The 16053-nt window shown below is 75.0% G+C and carries 18 protein-coding genes; 8 read left to right on the forward strand and 10 right to left on the reverse strand.

Translation table 11 applies throughout. The annotated features are described in order from the left end of the window. Positions 1–3 precede the first annotated feature (3 nt). Positions 4–873: a PhzF family phenazine biosynthesis protein gene (locus GA0070603_RS16655; protein ID WP_091314560.1), complete on the reverse strand. Its 870-nt coding sequence runs from the start codon at positions 871–873 to the stop codon at positions 4–6. Between the two features lie 33 nt (positions 874–906). Here GA0070603_RS16655 and GA0070603_RS16660 point away from each other — a divergent pair, with 33 nt between their 5' ends. The 3 genes from GA0070603_RS16660 to GA0070603_RS16670 all read left to right on the forward strand — a co-directional run bounded on the left by GA0070603_RS16660 (position 907) and on the right by GA0070603_RS16670 (position 4117). Next, positions 907–2193 carry a magnesium transporter MgtE N-terminal domain-containing protein gene (locus tag GA0070603_RS16660; protein WP_091322023.1) on the forward strand — a complete coding sequence of 429 codons (1287 nt, stop codon included), beginning with the start codon at positions 907–909 and terminating at the stop codon, positions 2191–2193. Beyond that, positions 2186–2794, forward strand: coding sequence for a DUF1003 domain-containing protein (locus GA0070603_RS16665; RefSeq protein WP_091314563.1), 609 nt, complete (start codon positions 2186–2188; stop codon positions 2792–2794). The genes GA0070603_RS16660 and GA0070603_RS16665 overlap by 8 nt, the downstream gene beginning before the upstream one ends. Before the next feature lie 174 nt (positions 2795–2968). Then, the gene (locus tag GA0070603_RS16670; protein WP_091314566.1) at positions 2969–4117 is read left to right on the forward strand and encodes an Mrp/NBP35 family ATP-binding protein; all 1149 of its coding nucleotides are present in this window, start codon (positions 2969–2971) and stop codon (positions 4115–4117) included. Positions 4118–4183: 66 nt separating this feature from the next. Here GA0070603_RS16670 and GA0070603_RS16675 read toward each other — a convergent pair whose 3' ends face one another. Continuing rightward, a complete protein-coding gene (locus GA0070603_RS16675; RefSeq protein WP_091314569.1) occupies positions 4184–4606 on the reverse strand; it encodes a twin-arginine translocase TatA/TatE family subunit in 423 nt (140 codons plus the stop codon). Positions 4607–4680: 74 nt separating this feature from the next. After that, positions 4681–5991 (reverse strand): S1C family serine protease, encoded by a 1311-nt coding sequence (locus GA0070603_RS16680; RefSeq protein WP_208863043.1) that lies wholly within the window; start codon positions 5989–5991, stop codon positions 4681–4683. A gap of 165 nt (positions 5992–6156) precedes the next feature. Here GA0070603_RS16680 and GA0070603_RS16685 point away from each other — a divergent pair, with 165 nt between their 5' ends. Continuing rightward, the gene (locus tag GA0070603_RS16685) at positions 6157–6849 is read left to right on the forward strand and encodes an O-methyltransferase (protein ID WP_370464085.1); all 693 of its coding nucleotides are present in this window, start codon (positions 6157–6159) and stop codon (positions 6847–6849) included. A 13-nt stretch (positions 6850–6862) separates the two neighbouring features. On the opposite strand, the gene GA0070603_RS16690 is transcribed toward GA0070603_RS16685, so the two are convergent. Both GA0070603_RS16690 and GA0070603_RS16695 read right to left on the reverse strand, forming a co-directional pair. Then, entirely contained in the window at positions 6863–8326 is a 1464-nt protein-coding gene (locus GA0070603_RS16690) for a leucyl aminopeptidase family protein (RefSeq protein WP_091314573.1), read from the reverse strand. Positions 8327–8471: 145 nt separating this feature from the next. Beyond that, positions 8472–8639, reverse strand: a complete 168-nt coding sequence (locus GA0070603_RS16695) for a DUF3117 domain-containing protein (protein WP_013283866.1) — start codon at positions 8637–8639, stop codon at positions 8472–8474. Positions 8640–8829: 190 nt separating this feature from the next. Between GA0070603_RS16695 and GA0070603_RS16700 the strand changes: the two genes are divergently transcribed. After that, a complete protein-coding gene (locus GA0070603_RS16700; protein WP_091314576.1) occupies positions 8830–9648 on the forward strand; it encodes a PaaX family transcriptional regulator in 819 nt (272 codons plus the stop codon). 3 nt (positions 9649–9651) lie between these two features. Then, positions 9652–10443 (forward strand): enoyl-CoA hydratase/isomerase family protein, encoded by a 792-nt coding sequence (locus GA0070603_RS16705; protein WP_091314581.1) that lies wholly within the window; start codon positions 9652–9654, stop codon positions 10441–10443. A 12-nt stretch (positions 10444–10455) separates the two neighbouring features. Here the strand turns inward: GA0070603_RS16705 and GA0070603_RS16710 are convergent, their stop codons facing one another. From GA0070603_RS16710 to GA0070603_RS16725, 4 genes are read right to left on the reverse strand one after another with little or no spacing between them, the layout of a single operon-like run. Continuing rightward, entirely contained in the window at positions 10456–11079 is a 624-nt protein-coding gene (locus GA0070603_RS16710; protein WP_091314585.1) for a hypothetical protein, read from the reverse strand. A gap of 48 nt (positions 11080–11127) precedes the next feature. Further along, positions 11128–11712 carry a DNA-3-methyladenine glycosylase I gene (locus GA0070603_RS16715; RefSeq protein ID WP_091322030.1) on the reverse strand — a complete coding sequence of 195 codons (585 nt, stop codon included), beginning with the start codon at positions 11710–11712 and terminating at the stop codon, positions 11128–11130. A gap of 47 nt (positions 11713–11759) precedes the next feature. Then, positions 11760–12257 carry an SRPBCC family protein gene (locus tag GA0070603_RS16720; protein ID WP_091314588.1) on the reverse strand — a complete coding sequence of 166 codons (498 nt, stop codon included), beginning with the start codon at positions 12255–12257 and terminating at the stop codon, positions 11760–11762. Next, positions 12254–12985, reverse strand: a complete 732-nt coding sequence (locus tag GA0070603_RS16725; RefSeq protein ID WP_091314591.1) for a DivIVA domain-containing protein — start codon at positions 12983–12985, stop codon at positions 12254–12256. The genes GA0070603_RS16720 and GA0070603_RS16725 overlap by 4 nt, the downstream gene beginning before the upstream one ends. Positions 12986–13102: 117 nt before the next feature. Between GA0070603_RS16725 and folP the strand changes: the two genes are divergently transcribed. Further along, complete coding sequence (gene folP, locus GA0070603_RS16730) at positions 13103–13972, forward strand: dihydropteroate synthase (protein ID WP_091314595.1); 870 nt, start codon at positions 13103–13105, stop codon at positions 13970–13972. 6 nt (positions 13973–13978) lie between these two features. On the opposite strand, the gene ndhC is transcribed toward folP, so the two are convergent. Beyond that, entirely contained in the window at positions 13979–14356 is a 378-nt protein-coding gene (gene ndhC / locus GA0070603_RS16735; protein WP_091314599.1) for an NADH-quinone oxidoreductase subunit A, read from the reverse strand. 129 nt (positions 14357–14485) lie between these two features. On the opposite strand from ndhC, the gene GA0070603_RS16740 reads away from it, so the two are divergent. Beyond that, entirely contained in the window at positions 14486–15934 is a 1449-nt protein-coding gene (locus tag GA0070603_RS16740; protein ID WP_091314602.1) for a hypothetical protein, read from the forward strand. The last annotated feature ends 119 nt before the right edge of the window (positions 15935–16053 follow it).

Genomic DNA, 16053 nt, shown 5'->3' on the forward strand with positions numbered 1-16053 from the left:
TGCTCAGCCCACGAAGGGCGGGACGGCGATCTCGCCCCGGGCCACCGGCATCACGTGGCCGGCGACCGTCGCGCCCACCGCCACCCCGCCGGCGGCGGTCACCGTGCAGGCCAGCGCGGACGGCCGGTTGATCTCGATGCCCTGGCGGACCGCGTACTCGGAGCGGCCCTCGCCGGGCAGCAGCCCGCTGGCCACCAGCCAGACGCCCAGGCCCAGGGCGGCCGAGCCGGTCGCCGGGTCCTCCGGCACGCCGAGGCCCGGCACGAACACGCGGGCGTGCGCGGTTTGCGAGTCGGCGTCCCAGGAGAAGACGCTGACGTGCTCCACGCCGTACCGCTCCGCAGCCGCCGTGTTCACCCGCGCGCGGGCCACCGCGTCGGGGCGCACCGGGAGGTAGGGGAACTCCAGGCCGCAGCCGGCGACCCGGGGCGCCGGGCCGGCATGATCGGCGGCGGTGAGGCCGGCCATCTCCAGCAGCGGCTCCGGGTCGAGTTCGGGCCCGAGGGTCGGGGTGCCGCCGGTGAGCGTCGCGCCGGTGGGGGTGACCTCGATGGGCAGCACGCCGGCGCCGCACTCCTGGGTGATCCTGCCCACATCGAACAGACCCCGCCGGCTCGCGGTCACCGCGGCGCCCACGCTGGGGTGCCCGGCGAACGGCAGTTCCTCGACCGGGGTGAAGATCCGCGCCCGGTACGTCGCCCCGACCTGCGTGGGCGGCAGCACGAACACCGTTTCCGACAGGTTGAACTCCACCGCGAGCGCCTGCATCTGCTCGGTGGCGAGCCCTTCCGCGCCGAACACCACGGCCAGCGGATTGCCGGCGAACGGGCGGTCGGTGAAGACGTCCACGATCTCGTACGCCAAGGTCGACATGTTGATAAACACTAGGCCCTTAGGCTGGTGCCCGTGAGCACGCCGAACCGGGTCTACATCGCTCGACTCGCCGGAGTCGCCGTCTTCGACCCGAACGGCGACCAGGTGGGCCGGGTCCGGGACGCCGTGGCCCGGATGCGGCCGACGCAACGCCCGCCCGAGGTGGTGGGCCTGGTGGCCGAGATGCCGATGCGGCGTCGCATCTTCCTCTCCATCAACCGGATCACCTCCATCGACCCGGACGCCGTGGTGCTCGGCAGCGGCACCCTCAACCTGCGCCGGTTCGAGAAGCGCCCGAACGAGCTGCTGGTGCTCCAGGAGCTGCTGGACCGGCGGGTCCAGCTGGACACCGGGCAGGCCGGCTCGGTGGTCGACGTGGCCATGGAGAGCAGCCGCGGCGGCGAGTGGGCACTGACCCGGGTCGCCGTCCGCGAGCAGACCAGCCGGCTGGCCCGCCGCGGCCACCTGCACCAGGTGGAGTGGGACCGGGTCCGTGGTCTCGGCGGTCTCGCCGACAGCCGGGGCACGGCCAACCTGCTCGCCGTGCTGGAGGACATGCGCCCGGCCGACCTGGCCAACGCCCTCCAGGACCTGCCCGACGCCCGGCGCAACGAGGTGGCCGCCGCGCTGGACGACGAGCGCCTCGCCGACGTGCTCGGCGAACTGCCCGAGCACGACCAGGTGGAGATCCTGGCCGCGCTGGACCGGGAACGCGCCGCGGACGTGCTGGAGGAGATGGACCCGGACGACGCGGCCGACCTGCTCAACGAGCTGCCCCCGCCGGAGCAGGATGTGCTGCTCGACCTGATGGAGCCCGACGAGGCCACCCCGGTCCGCCAGCTGCTGCGCTACGCCTCCGGCACCGCCGGCAGCGTCATGACCTCCGAGCCGGTGATCCTGCCGCCGGACGCCACGGTGGCCGAGGCGCTGGCCCGGATCCGCGAGCCGCAGCTCTCCCCCGCCGTGGCCGCGCAGGTCTTCGTGACCCGCGCCCCGCTCACCACGCCCACCGGCCGCTATCTGGGCATGGTCCACTTCCAGGCGCTGCTCCGCGAGCCCCCGGCCGACCTGCTCGGCGGTGTCGTCGTCAACGACATAGACCCGCTGCGGCCGACCACCCCGCTGCCCGAGATAACCCGCCGGATGGCCACGTACGACCTGGTCGCCATGCCCGTGGTGGACCGGAGCATGCGGCTGGTCGGCGCGGTGACCGTGGACGACGTGCTGGACCACTCGCTGCCACGCGACTGGCGGGACCGGGACGCCATGACCGGCGCGCCGGCCGACGACGATGCGCCGCTGGACGGCGACAATGGCTGACCAGCGACGGACCGAGCGGCTGGACCAGCCCCGGGCGCCCCGGGGCCTCCGGCTGCCCCGGATCGACGCGGAGACCTTCGGCCGCTGGTCGGAGGGGATCGCCCGGGGCATGGGCACCGCGAACTTCATCGTCTACATGACGCTGGTGATCGCCGCCTGGTTCGCCTGGAACACCCTGGCACCGGCCGACCTGCGCTTCGACCCGTACACGTTCACCTTCCTGACCCTGGTGCTCTCCCTCCAGGCCTCGTACGCGGCCCCGCTGATCCTGCTCGCGCAGAACCGGCAGGCCGACCGGGACCGGATCGCGCTGGAGGAGGACCGGCGGCGGGCCACCATGCAGAAGGCCGACACGGAGTACCTGGCCCGGGAGATCGCCGCCCTGCGCATCGCCATGGGTGAGGTGGCGACCCGGGACTTCCTCCGCTCCGAACTGGCCCGGCTGGCCGAGGAGCTGGACGAGGCGGCCGAGCGGCGGCGGAAGCTGGAGCGGCGGCAGCAGGAGCGGGAGGCCCGGCGGCAGGCCGGCGCGGAGCCGCTCGACGAGCCCCGCGACGACCTCGACGGCGACTTCGCGCACGACGGCCACTTCGAGAGCTGACCCGGCCCGGAACGTATTGAACGCCGCGCGCCTCAAGGGGCCAGGCGAGCGGCGTTCGCGCCGATCGTCCCACTTCCCGGCACGCCCCGTCCACCCCTCGGGCGGCCATCGATTCGCTCACACCGGCCCCCGCCAGCGGCGGGCGCCGATGACCACCGACGTAGCATTGCGGGCATGTCAGCACCCGTCAGCACCGTCTCCGACGCGATCCAGGCCGCCCTGGCCACCGTCAACGACCCGGAGATCCGTCGGCCGATCACCGAGCTCGGCATGGTCCGTTCCGCCGTGGTCGGCGACGACGGCGTGGTCCGGGTGGAGCTGCTGCTCACCGTGGCCGGCTGCCCGCTGAAGGACAAGCTGCGCACCGACATCACCGCCGCCGTCGCGGCGGTGCCCGGCGTGACCGGCGTCGAGATCGAGTTCGGCGTGATGAGCCCGGAGCAGCGGCAGGAACTCCAGTCGAAGCTGCGCGGCGGCGGGGCCACCGCCGAGCCGGTCATCCCGTTCGCCCAGCCCGGCTCCCGCACCCGCGTCTACGCGGTCGCCAGCGGCAAGGGCGGCGTCGGCAAGTCCAGCGTCACGGTCAACCTGGCCGCCGCGCTGGCCGCCCGCGGCCTCTCGGTCGGTGTCGTGGACGCCGACATCTACGGCCACTCGGTGCCCCGGATGCTCGGCGCCGACGGCGCGCCCACCCGCGTCGAGGACATGATCATGCCGCCGCAGTCGCACGGCGTGAAGGTGATCTCGATCGGCATGTTCACCCCGGGCAACGCGGCAGTCGTGTGGCGCGGCCCGATGCTGCACCGGGCGCTCCAGCAGTTCCTCGCCGACGTCTACTGGGGCGACCTCGACGTCCTCCTGCTCGACCTGCCCCCGGGCACCGGCGACATCGCGATCTCCGTGGCGCAGCTGCTGCCGAACGCGGAGATCCTTGTCGTCACCACCCCGCAGGCGGCCGCCGCCGAGGTGGCCGAGCGGGCCGGCGCCATCGCGCTCCAGACCCACCAGCGGGTGGTCGGCGTGATCGAGAACATGTCCTGGCTGGAGCTGCCCGACGGCTCCCGGATGGAGGTCTTCGGCGCCGGCGGCGGCGAGGCCGTCGCCGAGTCGCTGACCCGGACCATCGGCGCGCAGGTGCCGGTGCTGGGGCAGATCCCGATGGACACCCGGGTCCGCGAGGGCGGCGACGCCGGCACCCCGATCGTGCTGGCCCAGCCGGACGCCCCGGCCGCCCGGGCGCTGGTGCAGGTCGCCGACCGGCTCGCGGTGCGCCGCGAGTCCCTGCTCGGCAAGCCCCTGGGTCTCAAGCCCGCCGGCCGCTGACCCTTCGCACGGTTTCCACCGACCCTCTTCGGCCCACGGCCGAGGGGGGTCGGTCCCGTTACGGGGTCAGGTGGCGTCGTCGTAGGAGGGGCGGGGGGCCGGCGCCGGGGCGCCGCCGGTGGCGGTGGCCGGGCGGGCGCCGTTGGTGCGCAGGTCGGCCGCCTTCGCCACGTCCTTCAGCTCCTCGTGCACGCCGGTGACGTCCGAGCGCAGGTTGTCGTACATGCTCTGGAGCGGCTTCCGGAGGGCCTGCTCGTCCTCCTCGCTGAGCAGGTGCTTCCGGATGAACGCCTTGGGGTGCAGGTCCTCCAGCTGGATGTCCGTGCCCAGCTCGCGGCTCAGGTCACCGGTGGCGTTCCGGGCCATGTTGCGCAGGTTGCGGACCATCCGGAGGCCGTCGTTGATCACCGTGGGCAGCCGGTCACCGAAGATCAACAGTGCCAGGAGCAGCAGCGCGCCGATCTCCCACCAGTTCAGGTTCTCGAACACTCCGGCCTCCTCGTGGCGGTGTCAGGGCAAGACTACGCACGTCAGGTGGCCGACGGGGAGGGGGTGCGGGGTCCCTACTTGGCGTCTGCGGCGAGCGTCACCGAGGCGTTCTGCCGATTCGACCCGCGCCGGTACTCCACCGTCACCACCGAGCCCGGGGCGTACTTGCGGACCAGCGCCACCAGATCGGTCGGATCGTTCATGGGGTGCCCGTCCAGCCGGAGCACCACGTCGCCGGTGCGCAGCCCGGCGGCCGCGGCCGGACCGGCCGGCTCGACGCCGTTGAGGCGTACGCCGCCGCCGCTCACGCCGGTGCCGCCCACCTGGGCGCCGATCACCGTACGGCGGGCCTTGCCGGTGCCGATGATGTCCTCGGTGACGCGCTTCGCCTGGTTGATCGGGATGGCGAAGGCGAGCCCGATGTTGCCGGCCTCCTGGCCGTCCGCGACCAGCGACTTGATCGTCGAGTTCACACCGACCACCCGGCCGGCCCCGTCGACAAGCGGGCCGCCGGAGTTGCCGTGGTTGACGGCCGCGTCGGTCTGGATCGCCGCGTAGTAGCGGGTCGGCCCGCCCGGCTCGCCGGCCATCATGGTCCGGTCCAGCGCGCTGACGATGCCGGCGGTGACCGTGTTGGCCAGGGAGAGCGGCGAGCCGACGGCGAGCACCGGGTCGCCCACGGCGAGCGCGTCGGAGTCGCCGAACTCCACCGGCTTCAGCCCGCTCCGGTTCACCTTGATCACCGCGATGTCCGACTCCGGGTCCTGCCCGACCACGGTGCCCGGTGCCGTGCTGCCGTCGGTGAAGACGACCGTCGCCTTGCCGGGGCCGCCCGCGACCACGTGGTCGTTGGTGACGATGTGCCCGTCGGCGCTCACCACGAAGCCGGAGCCCTCGCTGGTGCCGCCGAGGCTGGCCACCCGGACGGTCACCACGCTGGGCAGCACCTTCTCGGCGACCCCGGCCAGCGACTCGGGCTTGCGCTGGGCGAGCGCGGGAGCCTGACCGGACTGCGCCCCGAGCGTCGGCACGGCCCCACCGCCGCGCAGGAAGGCGTAGGTCAGGGCGCTGCCGAGCGAGCCGGCGAGCAGGGCGGTGATCAGCGAGACCAGCACCACCTGGCGGAGCCCCGGCCGGGTCGGCGCGTCCGGGTCGGTCACCGGTTCCGGCTCGCCGCTCCCGGTGACCGGGCCGGCCGGGACCACCACGGCCGCCGGCGCGTACGGGTCGCGCCACGGGTCGGCGAGCGCGTCGGACCACCAGGGCGAGGTCGTGGCGCCCCCGGCGCCCTGCGGGGGCTGCCCGGGCGCCGGCCCACCCGCCGGTGGCGGGCTCCCGCCGGGCTGGCGCCAGTCCCAGCCGTCGGTCACGTCGGTGCCTCCCAGTCCGTCCCCCACGCCCGCGCCGGAGGGCCGGCGGAGCCGACCGTGCCGCACGGGACTCCGTCCAGGATTGCACGGATGCCCCGCGTGGAGTCAGGGGTTGCCGCGCGTGATCGTCCGAGGGCGGACTCGCGGCTGCGCCCGCCGCGGCACGCCTCTAGGCTCTCAGTGCCAACCGACCCCTCGCACCAGTCCGCCCGGAGGTGTCCCATCGCCACGGTCGCCGGCTCCGGCAACTCGACCGCGCAGGCGCTCCAGTTCGCCGAGTCGTACGTCACCGAGGACCTCGTGCTGCGGACGGCCCGCGCCCTCGCCCACGAGGTGGGCGTGGACGCGGTGACGCCGGGCGCCGGGGCCGCGCTGCGCCTGCTCGCCGCCGCCGGGAACGCCCGGGCCGTGGTGGAGATCGGCACCGGCACCGGGGTGAGCGGGGTCTGGCTGCTCCGCGGTATGCGCCCCGACGGGGTGCTCACCACGATCGACGTGGAGGTCGAGCACCAGCGCATCGCCCGGCGGCTGTTCCAGGAGGCGGGTTTCGCGTCGGGGCGTACCCGGATCATCACCGGGCGGGCCCTCGACGTGCTGCCGCGGCTCGCGGACGGCGCCTACGACCTGGTCTTCGTCGACGCCGAGGCGACCGGCTTCGCCGCCTGCGTGGACGCCGCGCTGCGGCTGCTGCGCCCCGGCGGGGTGCTCGCGCTCAACGGCGCCCTGGCCGGCGGCCGGATCGGCGACCCGGCCGCCCGCGACGTGGAGACGGTGACCGTGCGGGAGACCATCAAGGCGATCCGCGAGTCGGAGCACTGGGTGCCGGCGCTGCTGCCCGTCGGGCACGGCCTGCTCGCCGCCGTGAAGGGCTGACCGTCCCGCCCGGTCAGCCCAGCGTGGCCAGCCATCGCAGCAGCCCGCGGACGCCCCAGCCGGTGGCGCCCTTGACCAGCTCGCCGTGCACGTCGTCCGACCAGGAGGGGGCGGACATGTCCACGTGCACCCAGCGGTCGCGGAGGTCACCCGTGAACTCGCGGAGGAAGAGCGCGGCCACCACCGAGCCGGCGCCCAGGGCCGGGGAGCTGTGCAGGTCGGCGATCTCGCTGCCCAGGTACTCGACGTAGTCGTCGGCCAGCGGCATCCGCCAGGCCCGCTCACCGGCCGCCGTGATCGCGGCCAGCAGGTCGGCTGCCAGGTCGTCGTTCTCGCTGTAGAGGGCGGCGTGCCGCTTGCCCAGGGCCACGGCGTTCGCACCGGTCAGGGTCGCCAGGTCGACAAGCAGGTCGGGCTTCAGCTCCCGGACGGCGTACGCCATGGCGTCGGCGAGCACCAGCCGGCCCTCCGCGTCGGAGTTGGTGCTCTCGCTGGTCAGGCCGCCGTAGTGGCGGACGATGTCGCCGGGGCGGAACGCCGAGCCGCTGACCATGTTCTCGGCGAGCGGGGCCAGCGTGGTGACCCGCACCGGCAGCCCCAGCGCGGCGGCGCCCAGGGTGGCGGTGACCACCGCGGCGGCGCCGGCCATGTCCTTGCGCATCAGCTTCATGGCCGGCACCGGTTTGATCGAGATGCCGCCGGTGTCGAAGGTGATGCCCTTGCCGACCAGCACCACGTGGGTACGCGCCCCGGCCGGCCGCCAGTCCAGCTCGACCAGGCGGGGGCCGCTCGCCGAGCCGCCGCCGACGGCCAGGATGCCGCCGAAGCCCTCGGCCGCCAGTTCCTCCGGGCCGCGCACCCGCAGGTGCAGGTCGGCACGGCCGGACGCGGCGGAGGCCACCTGGGCGGCGAACCACTCCGGGTTCTTGGTGGACGAGGGGGTGTTGGTCAGGTCCCGGGCCAGCCGCGTCATCTCGGCGGTGGTCCGGGCGGTGTCCAGGGTCGGCGCGAGCGCCTCCGGGTCCCCGACCACGACGTCCACCTCGGCCAGGGCGGGCGTGCCGCCGGCCTCGGTCAGTCGGTAGCGGTAGGAGCCGAGCAGCAGCCCCTCGGCCAGGCCGCGCAGCGCCTCCGCGGCAGCCTCGCCCGGCAGCGCGATCGTGATATGCGTCTCATCCTTGGCCACCCGCGCCAGCGCCGCGCCGGCGGCCCGCCAGTCGTGCTCGTCGCCGGCGCCGACGCCGAGCAGCCAGAGCCGCGCCGGGGTGCCACCGGGGCGCAGGTGCTCCCGCACCTCGCCGGCGGCGCCGGTGAGCCGGGCGGCCGGCAGCAGCGCCACCGCCTCGGTCCGGACGTCGTCGCCGGGCGGGGCGGCGGTGGGGACCAGCGCGGCCGGGCCGTCCGGCCCTGCGGGACGAATGGGCAGGACGAGGGTGTCGGGCCGCGCGGGCCCGCTCACCAGACGAATGGCCAGCACGCTGGACCGTACCTCCGAAGACTGCTCGAATCGGGACACTTTGCCGCTCACCGGCCGATGAAGGCCCTGAGCCACCGGCTCAGCCGGTGGCTCAGGGTAGGAGGAACCGTTCGCACGGCGGACGCCGCGCGAACCGCTCCTCGAATCAGCCGGCGGCCGCCTTCAGCGCGTCACCCAGCGCGGTGGCCTCGTCGGGAGTCATCTCGACGACGAGCCGGCCACCACCCTCCAGCGGGACCCGCATGACGATGCCCCGGCCCTCCTTGGTGACCTCCAGCGGACCGTCGCCCGTCCGCGGCTTCATCGCCGCCATGTTGTCTCCCCTCAGACCTACACCAGGGTCGGTGGGTTGCCCCACAGCCACTTCGTCATGACCACCCGCAACCGTCGCGGGGGCGTCGACTGATGATTTTCCCTGATGAACACCGCCGGACCCAAACCGAAGCAGCATTGATGTAACAGCATCTAGCTTATCTCGGATAGGCCTGTCACAATGTGCGGTCATGCAGGCACGGTCGGCACTCTTCGACCTGTACGGCGACCACCTCCGGGCGAGGGGTGGCCGCGCACCGGTCGCCGCCCTGGTCAAGCTGCTGGCGCCGCTCGGGATCGCGCCACCGGCGGTCCGCACCGCGGTCTCCCGCATGGTCCGCCAGGGCTGGCTCGAACCGCTGCGGCTCGCCTCCGGACCCGGATATTCGATCACACCGAAGGCGGCCCGGAGACTCGACGAGGCGGGCGCCCGGATCTACCGCACCGGCCGGCACGCCTGGGACGGCCGCTTCGACCTGCTCGTGCTGGAGGCGCCCGCGTCCCGGCGGGAGCGGCAGCGGCTCGCCGCCAACCTGACCTACCTCGGCTACGGCACGCTGGACGACTGCACCTGGGTGGCGACCCGGCCGGGCGAGGACGTCGACGTGCTGCTCGCCGAGGCCGGGGTGCGCTACGAGCGGTTCACCGCCGCGCACGCCGCCGGCACCCCGGGCGCCATGGGGGTGGTCCGCCGCGCCTGGGACCTGGCCGAGATCGGCCGCGCCTACGAACGGTTCGTCGCCGAGCAGAAGCCGTTGCTCACCGGGGTCACCGTGCGCAGCAGCGACGAGGAGGCGTACGCGGCCCGGTTCCGGCTCGTGCACGCGTGGCGTACCTTCCTGTTCCGGGACCCGCAGCTGCCACCGGCGCTGCTCCCCGAGCGCTGGCCGGGCAGCAGCGCCGCCAGTTTCTTCGACCGGCACGCCGCCCGGCTACGGCCGGCCGCCGACCGGTACGTGGAGCACTGCCTCGACGCCGGCAACCGCCTAGCCCGACAGAAGGGTCGTTAGAACGTGACCGAGCCGCTGCTCGTCGACCGCACCGACGCCGTCGTCACCGTGACGCTGAACCGCCCGACGGCGATGAACTCGCTCGACGTGGCGCTCAAGGAGGCGCTCCGGGACACCCTCGCCGAGCTGGAGGCCGACCGGTCCTGCCGGGCCGTCGTGCTGGCCGGCGCGGGCGGCTCGTTCAGCGCCGGGCAGGACCTGCGGGAGCACGTGCAGACCCTGGAGTCCGCCGACGCCGACCCGCTGGGCACCGTGCGGGCCCACTACAACCCGATCGCCGCCCGGCTGGCCAACCTGCCCAAGCCGGTGGTCGCCGCGGTCCGGGGCATGGCCGCCGGGGCCGGCGCCTCGCTGGCGTTCCTCGCCGACTTCCGCATCGGCGGCCCGAAGACCCGGTTCCTCATGGCCTTCGCCGGGGTCGGGCTGGCCGCCGACACCGGCGCCTCCTGGACGCTGCCCCGGCTGGTCGGCCACGCCAAGGCCGTCGAGCTGCTGATGCTCGCCGAGCCGGTGGGCGCCGAGGACGCCTGCCGGCTGGGCCTGCTCACCCGGCTGGTGGACGACGACGAGAAGGTGCTCCCGGCCGCGCAGGAGCTGGCCGCCCGGCTCGCCGCCGGCCCGACCGTCGCGTACGGGGCGATCAAGCGGCAGCTCTCCATCGCCGACGCCGGCACCCTGGCCGACGCGCTGGCCGCCGAGGCCCAGGCCCAGGCGATCTGCGGCGCCACCGCCGACCACCGGGCCGCCACCATGGCCTTCGTGAACAAGCAGAAGCCGGTCTTCGAGGGCCGCTGACCCGTCGCCGGGTCAGTCGTCCTCCTCGGGATCCTGGTTCGCCTCGGCGCCCAGCACGAACGCCTGCATGGCCAGCTCGTCGCCGGACGGCGAGACGAAGGCGGGCAGCTCGCGCGGGCCCAGCTCCTGCACGTAGGACCAGAAGAGCCGGACCGCCTCGGCGGGTGAGGCCGCCTCGATCGGCAGGTCGAGGCTGACCAGCCAGGAGCGGCGGGCCGGCGGCGGGCCGATGCGGTCGGCCAGCTCGCGGAAGCGGGCCGGGTCGAGCCCGGTCACCGGCCCGCCGAGGGCCAGGCCGGGCACCGGCACCGGCTCGTCGAGCACCCGCCGGGTGTACGTCACCACGAGCACCCCCGGACCGGCCTCGGACTGCGGGTCGTCCGGGTCCTCCCGGACCTCGCCGGTGGCCGACGCGACCCGGCCGAGCCCCACCAGCCGCAGCGGCTCGTCGACAAGCACCGCGACCGGGTCACCGGGGCGGGGCCGGACGGCCGAGTCCAGGCCGGTGAGCTCCAGCGCGTCGTGGTGCACGAGCCGCTCGGCCTCGTAGCGCTCGGCGGGCAGCAGCACCGCCCAGGCGCCCGGCGCGGTGCCGCCCTCGATCGTCCCGCTCGTCCGCGGCTCGGTGTCGGTCATGTCCCAATCCCATCACGCCGGACCGGGGCCGGTCCCGCCGCGTCCGGGTCACGCCCCGGGACGGTCGCGGACCACGTGGCAGCCGGCGAGGTGGTCGTCGACCATGCCGGTGGCCTGCATGAGCGCGTAGGCCGTGGTGGGGCCGACGAACCGGAAGCCGCTCTTCTTGAGGGCCTTGGCCATCGCCGTGGACTCCGGGGTGAGCGCCGGCACCTCGCCGAACGACCGCGGCCGGGCCGCCCGGGGCGGCGGCGCATAGGACCAGAGCAGCGCGGAGAGGCCGTCGGGCAGGGCCAGGGCCGCCCGGGCGTTGGCGATGGCCGCCTCGACCTTGGCCCGGTTGCGGACGATCCCGGCGTCGGCCAACAGCCGGGCCACGTCGGCCTCGCCGTAGCCGGCGACCTTCTCGATCCGGAACTCGTCGAAGGCGAGCCGGAACGCGGGCCGCTTGCGCAGGATGGTCAGCCAGGACAGGCCGGACTGGAACGCCTCCAGGGTCAGCCGCTCGTAGAGCGCGTCGTCGCCGCGCAGCGGCCGGCCCCACTCCTCGTCGTGGTAGACGGCGTAGTCCGGGGTGCTCGCTCCCCAGGCGCAGCGGGGCAGCCCGTCGGCGCCGGTCACCAGGTCAGTCACGCCGTACACGGTAGGCCAGGCCACCGACAGCGTCCGGCGGCCGGCGGTCAGGGCAGCCGGCCCTGCTCCACCAGCCGGGCGAACTTCTTGAGCGCCTGGGTCAGGCTGAACTTCGAGCCGGGCCAGAGCACCGGCCAGGCGACCCGGCCGGCCGCCCCGCCGGGCAGGTGGAACCACTCGTGCCAGACCACCTGGGTCCGGTCCCGCCCCAGTGGGGTGCAGCGCAGCACGCCGGGGCCGCGCAGCAGCCGGCCGCAGTGCACCACCCCGACCTCGTACGGCGCGTCCACCCGGACCACCCGCATCTCGTCGCGGAGCACGGCGGGGCCGAGCGCGGTGACCGCCTCGACCAGGCTTCCCTCGCCGCCGTCCCCCTCGACCACCCGGACGGTGGTGAGCGGGATCCAGTCGGACTGCCGCTCCCAGGCGGTCAGCGCGGCGAACACCCGCTCGGCAGGCGCCTTGACGATCACCGTGGCGGTGACCTCGGCGGCCCCGCGCTGCGCCGCCTCGGCGAAGCCGGCGCCGCCGTCGGAGCCGGTCACGCGGACTCCGAGCGGACCACCGGCCCACGGTCCCGTTCGGCGTCGTCGTCGCTGTCGGCGTCGCGGGCGCCGTCGGCGGTCGGGTCGGTGTCGGGTGCGGGCTCGGCGGTCGGGTCGCGGTCGGTGGCGGTGGTGGGCGGCCGGAGGCCCACCTCGGGCGGGGTGTGGTCGACCGGGGCCGCCACGGGGGCGATCGGGGCCGGCCCGCCGGTGGCGGCCACCGGGGCGGGCGTGGACGGCAGCGTGGCCACGTCCTCGACGGCGGCGGCGGCCGGGGCCTCCGCCACGCCGGCCTCGGCGGTGAGCGGCTCGGCTGTCGACGGCTCGGCGGCCGGCGGGTCGGTGGGAACGTCGGCCTCCGAACCGGCCGCCGCGGCCTCGGCACGGGCCCGGCGCAGGGCGTCGGCCTCCTCGATCCGGCCCTCGCGGAGCGCGGCGTTCTCGGCCTCCAGCACACCGATCAGCTCGGACTTGTAGCCGATGTCGTACGCGGCCCGGCGCAGCGCCGCGTCGACCTGGGCCATCCGGTAGCCGCGGAGTGCGGTGTCGAAGCGCACCTCGGCGACGTCCGACTCGTCGAGCGGGCGGCTGCCCGGCAGGGGCACGGCCCGCCCGTCCGGCTCGGCCGGTGTCAGGCCCGGGTCCCGCCCGGAGACCAGCACCGTCACCCCGAACACCACCGCCGCGACGACCAGCGCGACGACCAAGAGGAGCAGAACCTCACCCATGGGGAGATCGTGGCATGCGGGGCGGGATCGGGCGAGCCCTCCGCCGCCTCCGATCGGAATCGACCGGCGGGATAGCGTCGGGGGCGACCGGGGCGGATCGGCGATGCGGAGGCGGGAATGACCGGGGCGCTGCGGCTCGGCGGGCGGACCTTCTCCCCCGGCGAGCTGGTGGTGATGGCGATCGTCAACCGCACGCCGGACTCGTTCTTCGACCGGGGCGCCACGTTCGCCCAGGACAGCGCGCTGCGCGCGGTCGAGCGGGCGGTGACCGAGGGCGCCGAGATCATCGACATCGGCGGGGTGAAGGCCGGGCCGGGCGACGAGGTCGACGTGACGGAGGAGATCCGCCGCACCGTGGACACCATCGCCGCGGTCCGGGCCGCCTTCCCGGACGTGGTGATCTCGATCGACACCTGGCGCGCCGAGGTGGCGGTGGAGGCGGTGGCGGCCGGTGCCGACCTGCTCAACGACACCTGGTCGGGCGCGGATCCCGCGCTGGCCCGGGTCGCCGCGGCGACCGGCGCCGGGCTGGTCTGCTCGCACGCGGGCGGGCTCACCCCGCGGACCCGGCCGCACCGGGCCGCGTTCGACGACGTGGTGGCCGACGTCGTCGCGACGGTCACCGGCCTCGCCGACCGGGCGGTGGGCCTCGGCGTACGGCGGGACGGCATCCTCATCGACCCGGCGCACGACTTCGGCAAGAACACCCGGCACTCGTTGGAGATCACCCGGCGGCTGGGCGAGCTGACCGACACGGGCTGGCCGCTGCTTGTCGCCCTGTCGAACAAGGACTTCATCGGCGAGACGCTGGACCTGCCGGTGCCGGACCGGCTGGAGGGCACCCTGGCCGCCACCGCGGTCTCGGCCTGGCTGGGAGCGCGGGTGTTCCGCGCCCACCAGGTCCGCGAGACCCGCCGGGTGCTGGACATGGTGGCCACGATCCGGGGGGACCGGCCGCCGGCCCTCACCCGGCGCGGGCTGGCCTGAGCCGGGTCAGGCCCAGCGGAGGATGTTCCGGCGCCAGGCGTAGAGGATGCCGAGCGCCACCACGGCGACGAAAACGCCCATCTCCACCACCGTGGTCACGCCGAACCCGGGCCGGTCGAAGATCAGCGCCCAGGGGAAGAGGAAGACCGCCTCCACCGCGAAGAGCACGTAGAGGTAGGCGTAGACGTAGTAGCGGATCTGCATCTGCGCCCAGTCGCCGCCGACCGGGTCGAGACCGCACTCATACGTGGCCCGCTTGCCCCAGGGATCAGCCGGACGGCCGGGACGTAACACCCGATTGGCTGAGAACGCCGTAACGAAGAAGAGCACGGCGGCCAGCAGCAGGAGACCGAGCGTGGCGTACGACCCGAGGTAACCGGTCACGGTCGGGAGCCTACCGGGCCGGTCGTCACGACACCCGAAACACGTTACGTATTTGTTTCCTCGCGGGACTAGTGCTCGAAGGCAACTGTTGTCAAATAATGAGACCTCACTGAGCGTCACGGAGGACAGATGGCCCGCCCCCGCGTACGGCCTGCTCGGCGCGCCGCGCTCCGAGGTGCCCCCGCCCTGCTCGTACCCGCACTGATCGCCGGCTTCGCGGCGGCCGTCGCGGTGGCGCCGACGTGGGCGGCGGCCTCGCCGACCGTGACCGGGGTGGTCCAGGCGGCCGAGCCGGGCGACCCGGGCGAGCCGGTCGGCGAGCCCGGCACCGACCCGACCGAGCCGACGCCGACCGTGGACCCCACGACGACGGAGCCGGTGCCGACCACCCCGCCGCCGACCGAGGAGGCGCCGCCGACCACGCCGCCGGCACCGACCACCACCGCGCCGGCGCCCGTGCCGACGACCACGGCGCCCGCCGAACCGGTGCCCACCACCACGTCGCCGACCACCACGGCGCCCGCTCCCCCGCCGGTCGGGCCACCGCCCGCCGTGCCGCCGGGCCAGCCGGCCCAGCCGGCCGGCAGCCCGCTCGGGGTGCGGGTCACCACCGAGGACGTCGTGCTGACCCCCGCCTACTGGAACGCGGACAGCACGGTCACCACGCTGCGGGTGACGGTGGCCAACACCGGCGGCCGGACGGAGCGGATCCGCCTCGGCTACACCCTGCCGGCCGGCCTGACCGACGCCGGCACGCCCGGCTGCGCGTCCGCCGGGGGCGGTAGTCACGTCTGCGGCGAGTGGACCGCCGCCCCGGGCGCCCGGTTCCGTGCCTCGATCCGGGTCCGGGTCGCGGGCGCCGCCTGGCGGTCCATGCCGCTGAGCGGGTCGGTCCAGGTCACCGCCACCGCCCCGGGGGTGACCGGCACGGCCGGCGACGACGAGGGCTTCGCGGTGCTCTTCCCGCCCGGGCCGCCGGTGCCCGGCATCTCGCTCCGCGCCGACGAGCTGGTCTTCGACATCAGCGGCGCGCCGAGCACCCTGGCGGTCCGCCTCGGGAACACCGGCAAGGTCGACGCCGCGGGCCGGGTCGACGTGGTCCTTCCCGAGGGGGTCACCGTCAGCGGGCCGCCGGCCGGCTGCACGGCGGCGGCCCCGGACCGCACCCGGTGCGAGCTGGGCAGCGTGCCGGCCGGCCACACCGTCACCCTGAGCCTGCCGGTGGCCGCCTCGGCGGAGGCCCAGCGCCGCGCGCCCCTGGCCGGCGCGGTGGTCGGGCGGCTCGACCCGCGCAGCGGGCGGGACCGGCAGGTGCAGATGACGTTCCGGATCACCGCCGCGGCCGCGCTGGCGACCCCGGCGGTCGGCGCGCCGGCCCCGACCGGGTCGCAGGGCGTGGTGGCCGCCGCCGGTGAGACCACCGACGACGGCGCCGGCTCGGTACACCGGACGGCGCTCACCCTGATCGGGGTCTCCGGGCTGCTGGTGGTGCTGGCGCTGGCCCTGGCCACCACGTCGCTGCGCCGCCGCATGGGCGCCCCGGCGACCGACCCGGTCGTCCGCCCCGCCGAGGAATGAGTCGCGGAGGAGTCGGGCCGGTTGCGGTGATCTGAATTACGGGCCGCGGTACTAAACGCCGCAAAGCCGGGCATACACCGGCCCGATCAGGTCCCATACGTCGGACCTCCACCAAGGTT

The sequence above is a fragment of the Micromonospora chersina genome, from assembly GCF_900091475.1.
GTDB classification, from domain to species: Bacteria; Actinomycetota; Actinomycetes; order Mycobacteriales; family Micromonosporaceae; genus Micromonospora; species Micromonospora chersina.

What these genes read in the sequence shown, in the direction of transcription:
- GA0070603_RS16670 (WP_091314566.1), top strand. Translation starts at nt 2,969, where the DNA reads ATGTCAGCACCCGTCAGCACCGTCTCCGACGCGATCCAGGCCGCCCTG.
- folP (WP_091314595.1), top strand. Translation starts at nt 13,103, where the DNA reads ATGACCGGGGCGCTGCGGCTCGGCGGGCGGACCTTCTCCCCCGGCGAG.
- GA0070603_RS16695 (WP_013283866.1), bottom strand. Translation starts at nt 8,639, where the DNA reads ATGGCGGCGATGAAGCCGCGGACGGGCGACGGTCCGCTGGAGGTCACC.
- GA0070603_RS16740 (WP_091314602.1), top strand. Translation starts at nt 14,486, where the DNA reads ATGGCCCGCCCCCGCGTACGGCCTGCTCGGCGCGCCGCGCTCCGAGGT.
- GA0070603_RS16655 (WP_091314560.1), bottom strand. Translation starts at nt 873, where the DNA reads ATGTCGACCTTGGCGTACGAGATCGTGGACGTCTTCACCGACCGCCCG.
- GA0070603_RS16725 (WP_091314591.1), bottom strand. Translation starts at nt 12,985, where the DNA reads ATGGGTGAGGTTCTGCTCCTCTTGGTCGTCGCGCTGGTCGTCGCGGCG.
- GA0070603_RS16665 (WP_091314563.1), top strand. Translation starts at nt 2,186, where the DNA reads ATGGCTGACCAGCGACGGACCGAGCGGCTGGACCAGCCCCGGGCGCCC.
- GA0070603_RS16700 (WP_091314576.1), top strand. Translation starts at nt 8,830, where the DNA reads ATGCAGGCACGGTCGGCACTCTTCGACCTGTACGGCGACCACCTCCGG.
- GA0070603_RS16710 (WP_091314585.1), bottom strand. Translation starts at nt 11,079, where the DNA reads ATGACCGACACCGAGCCGCGGACGAGCGGGACGATCGAGGGCGGCACC.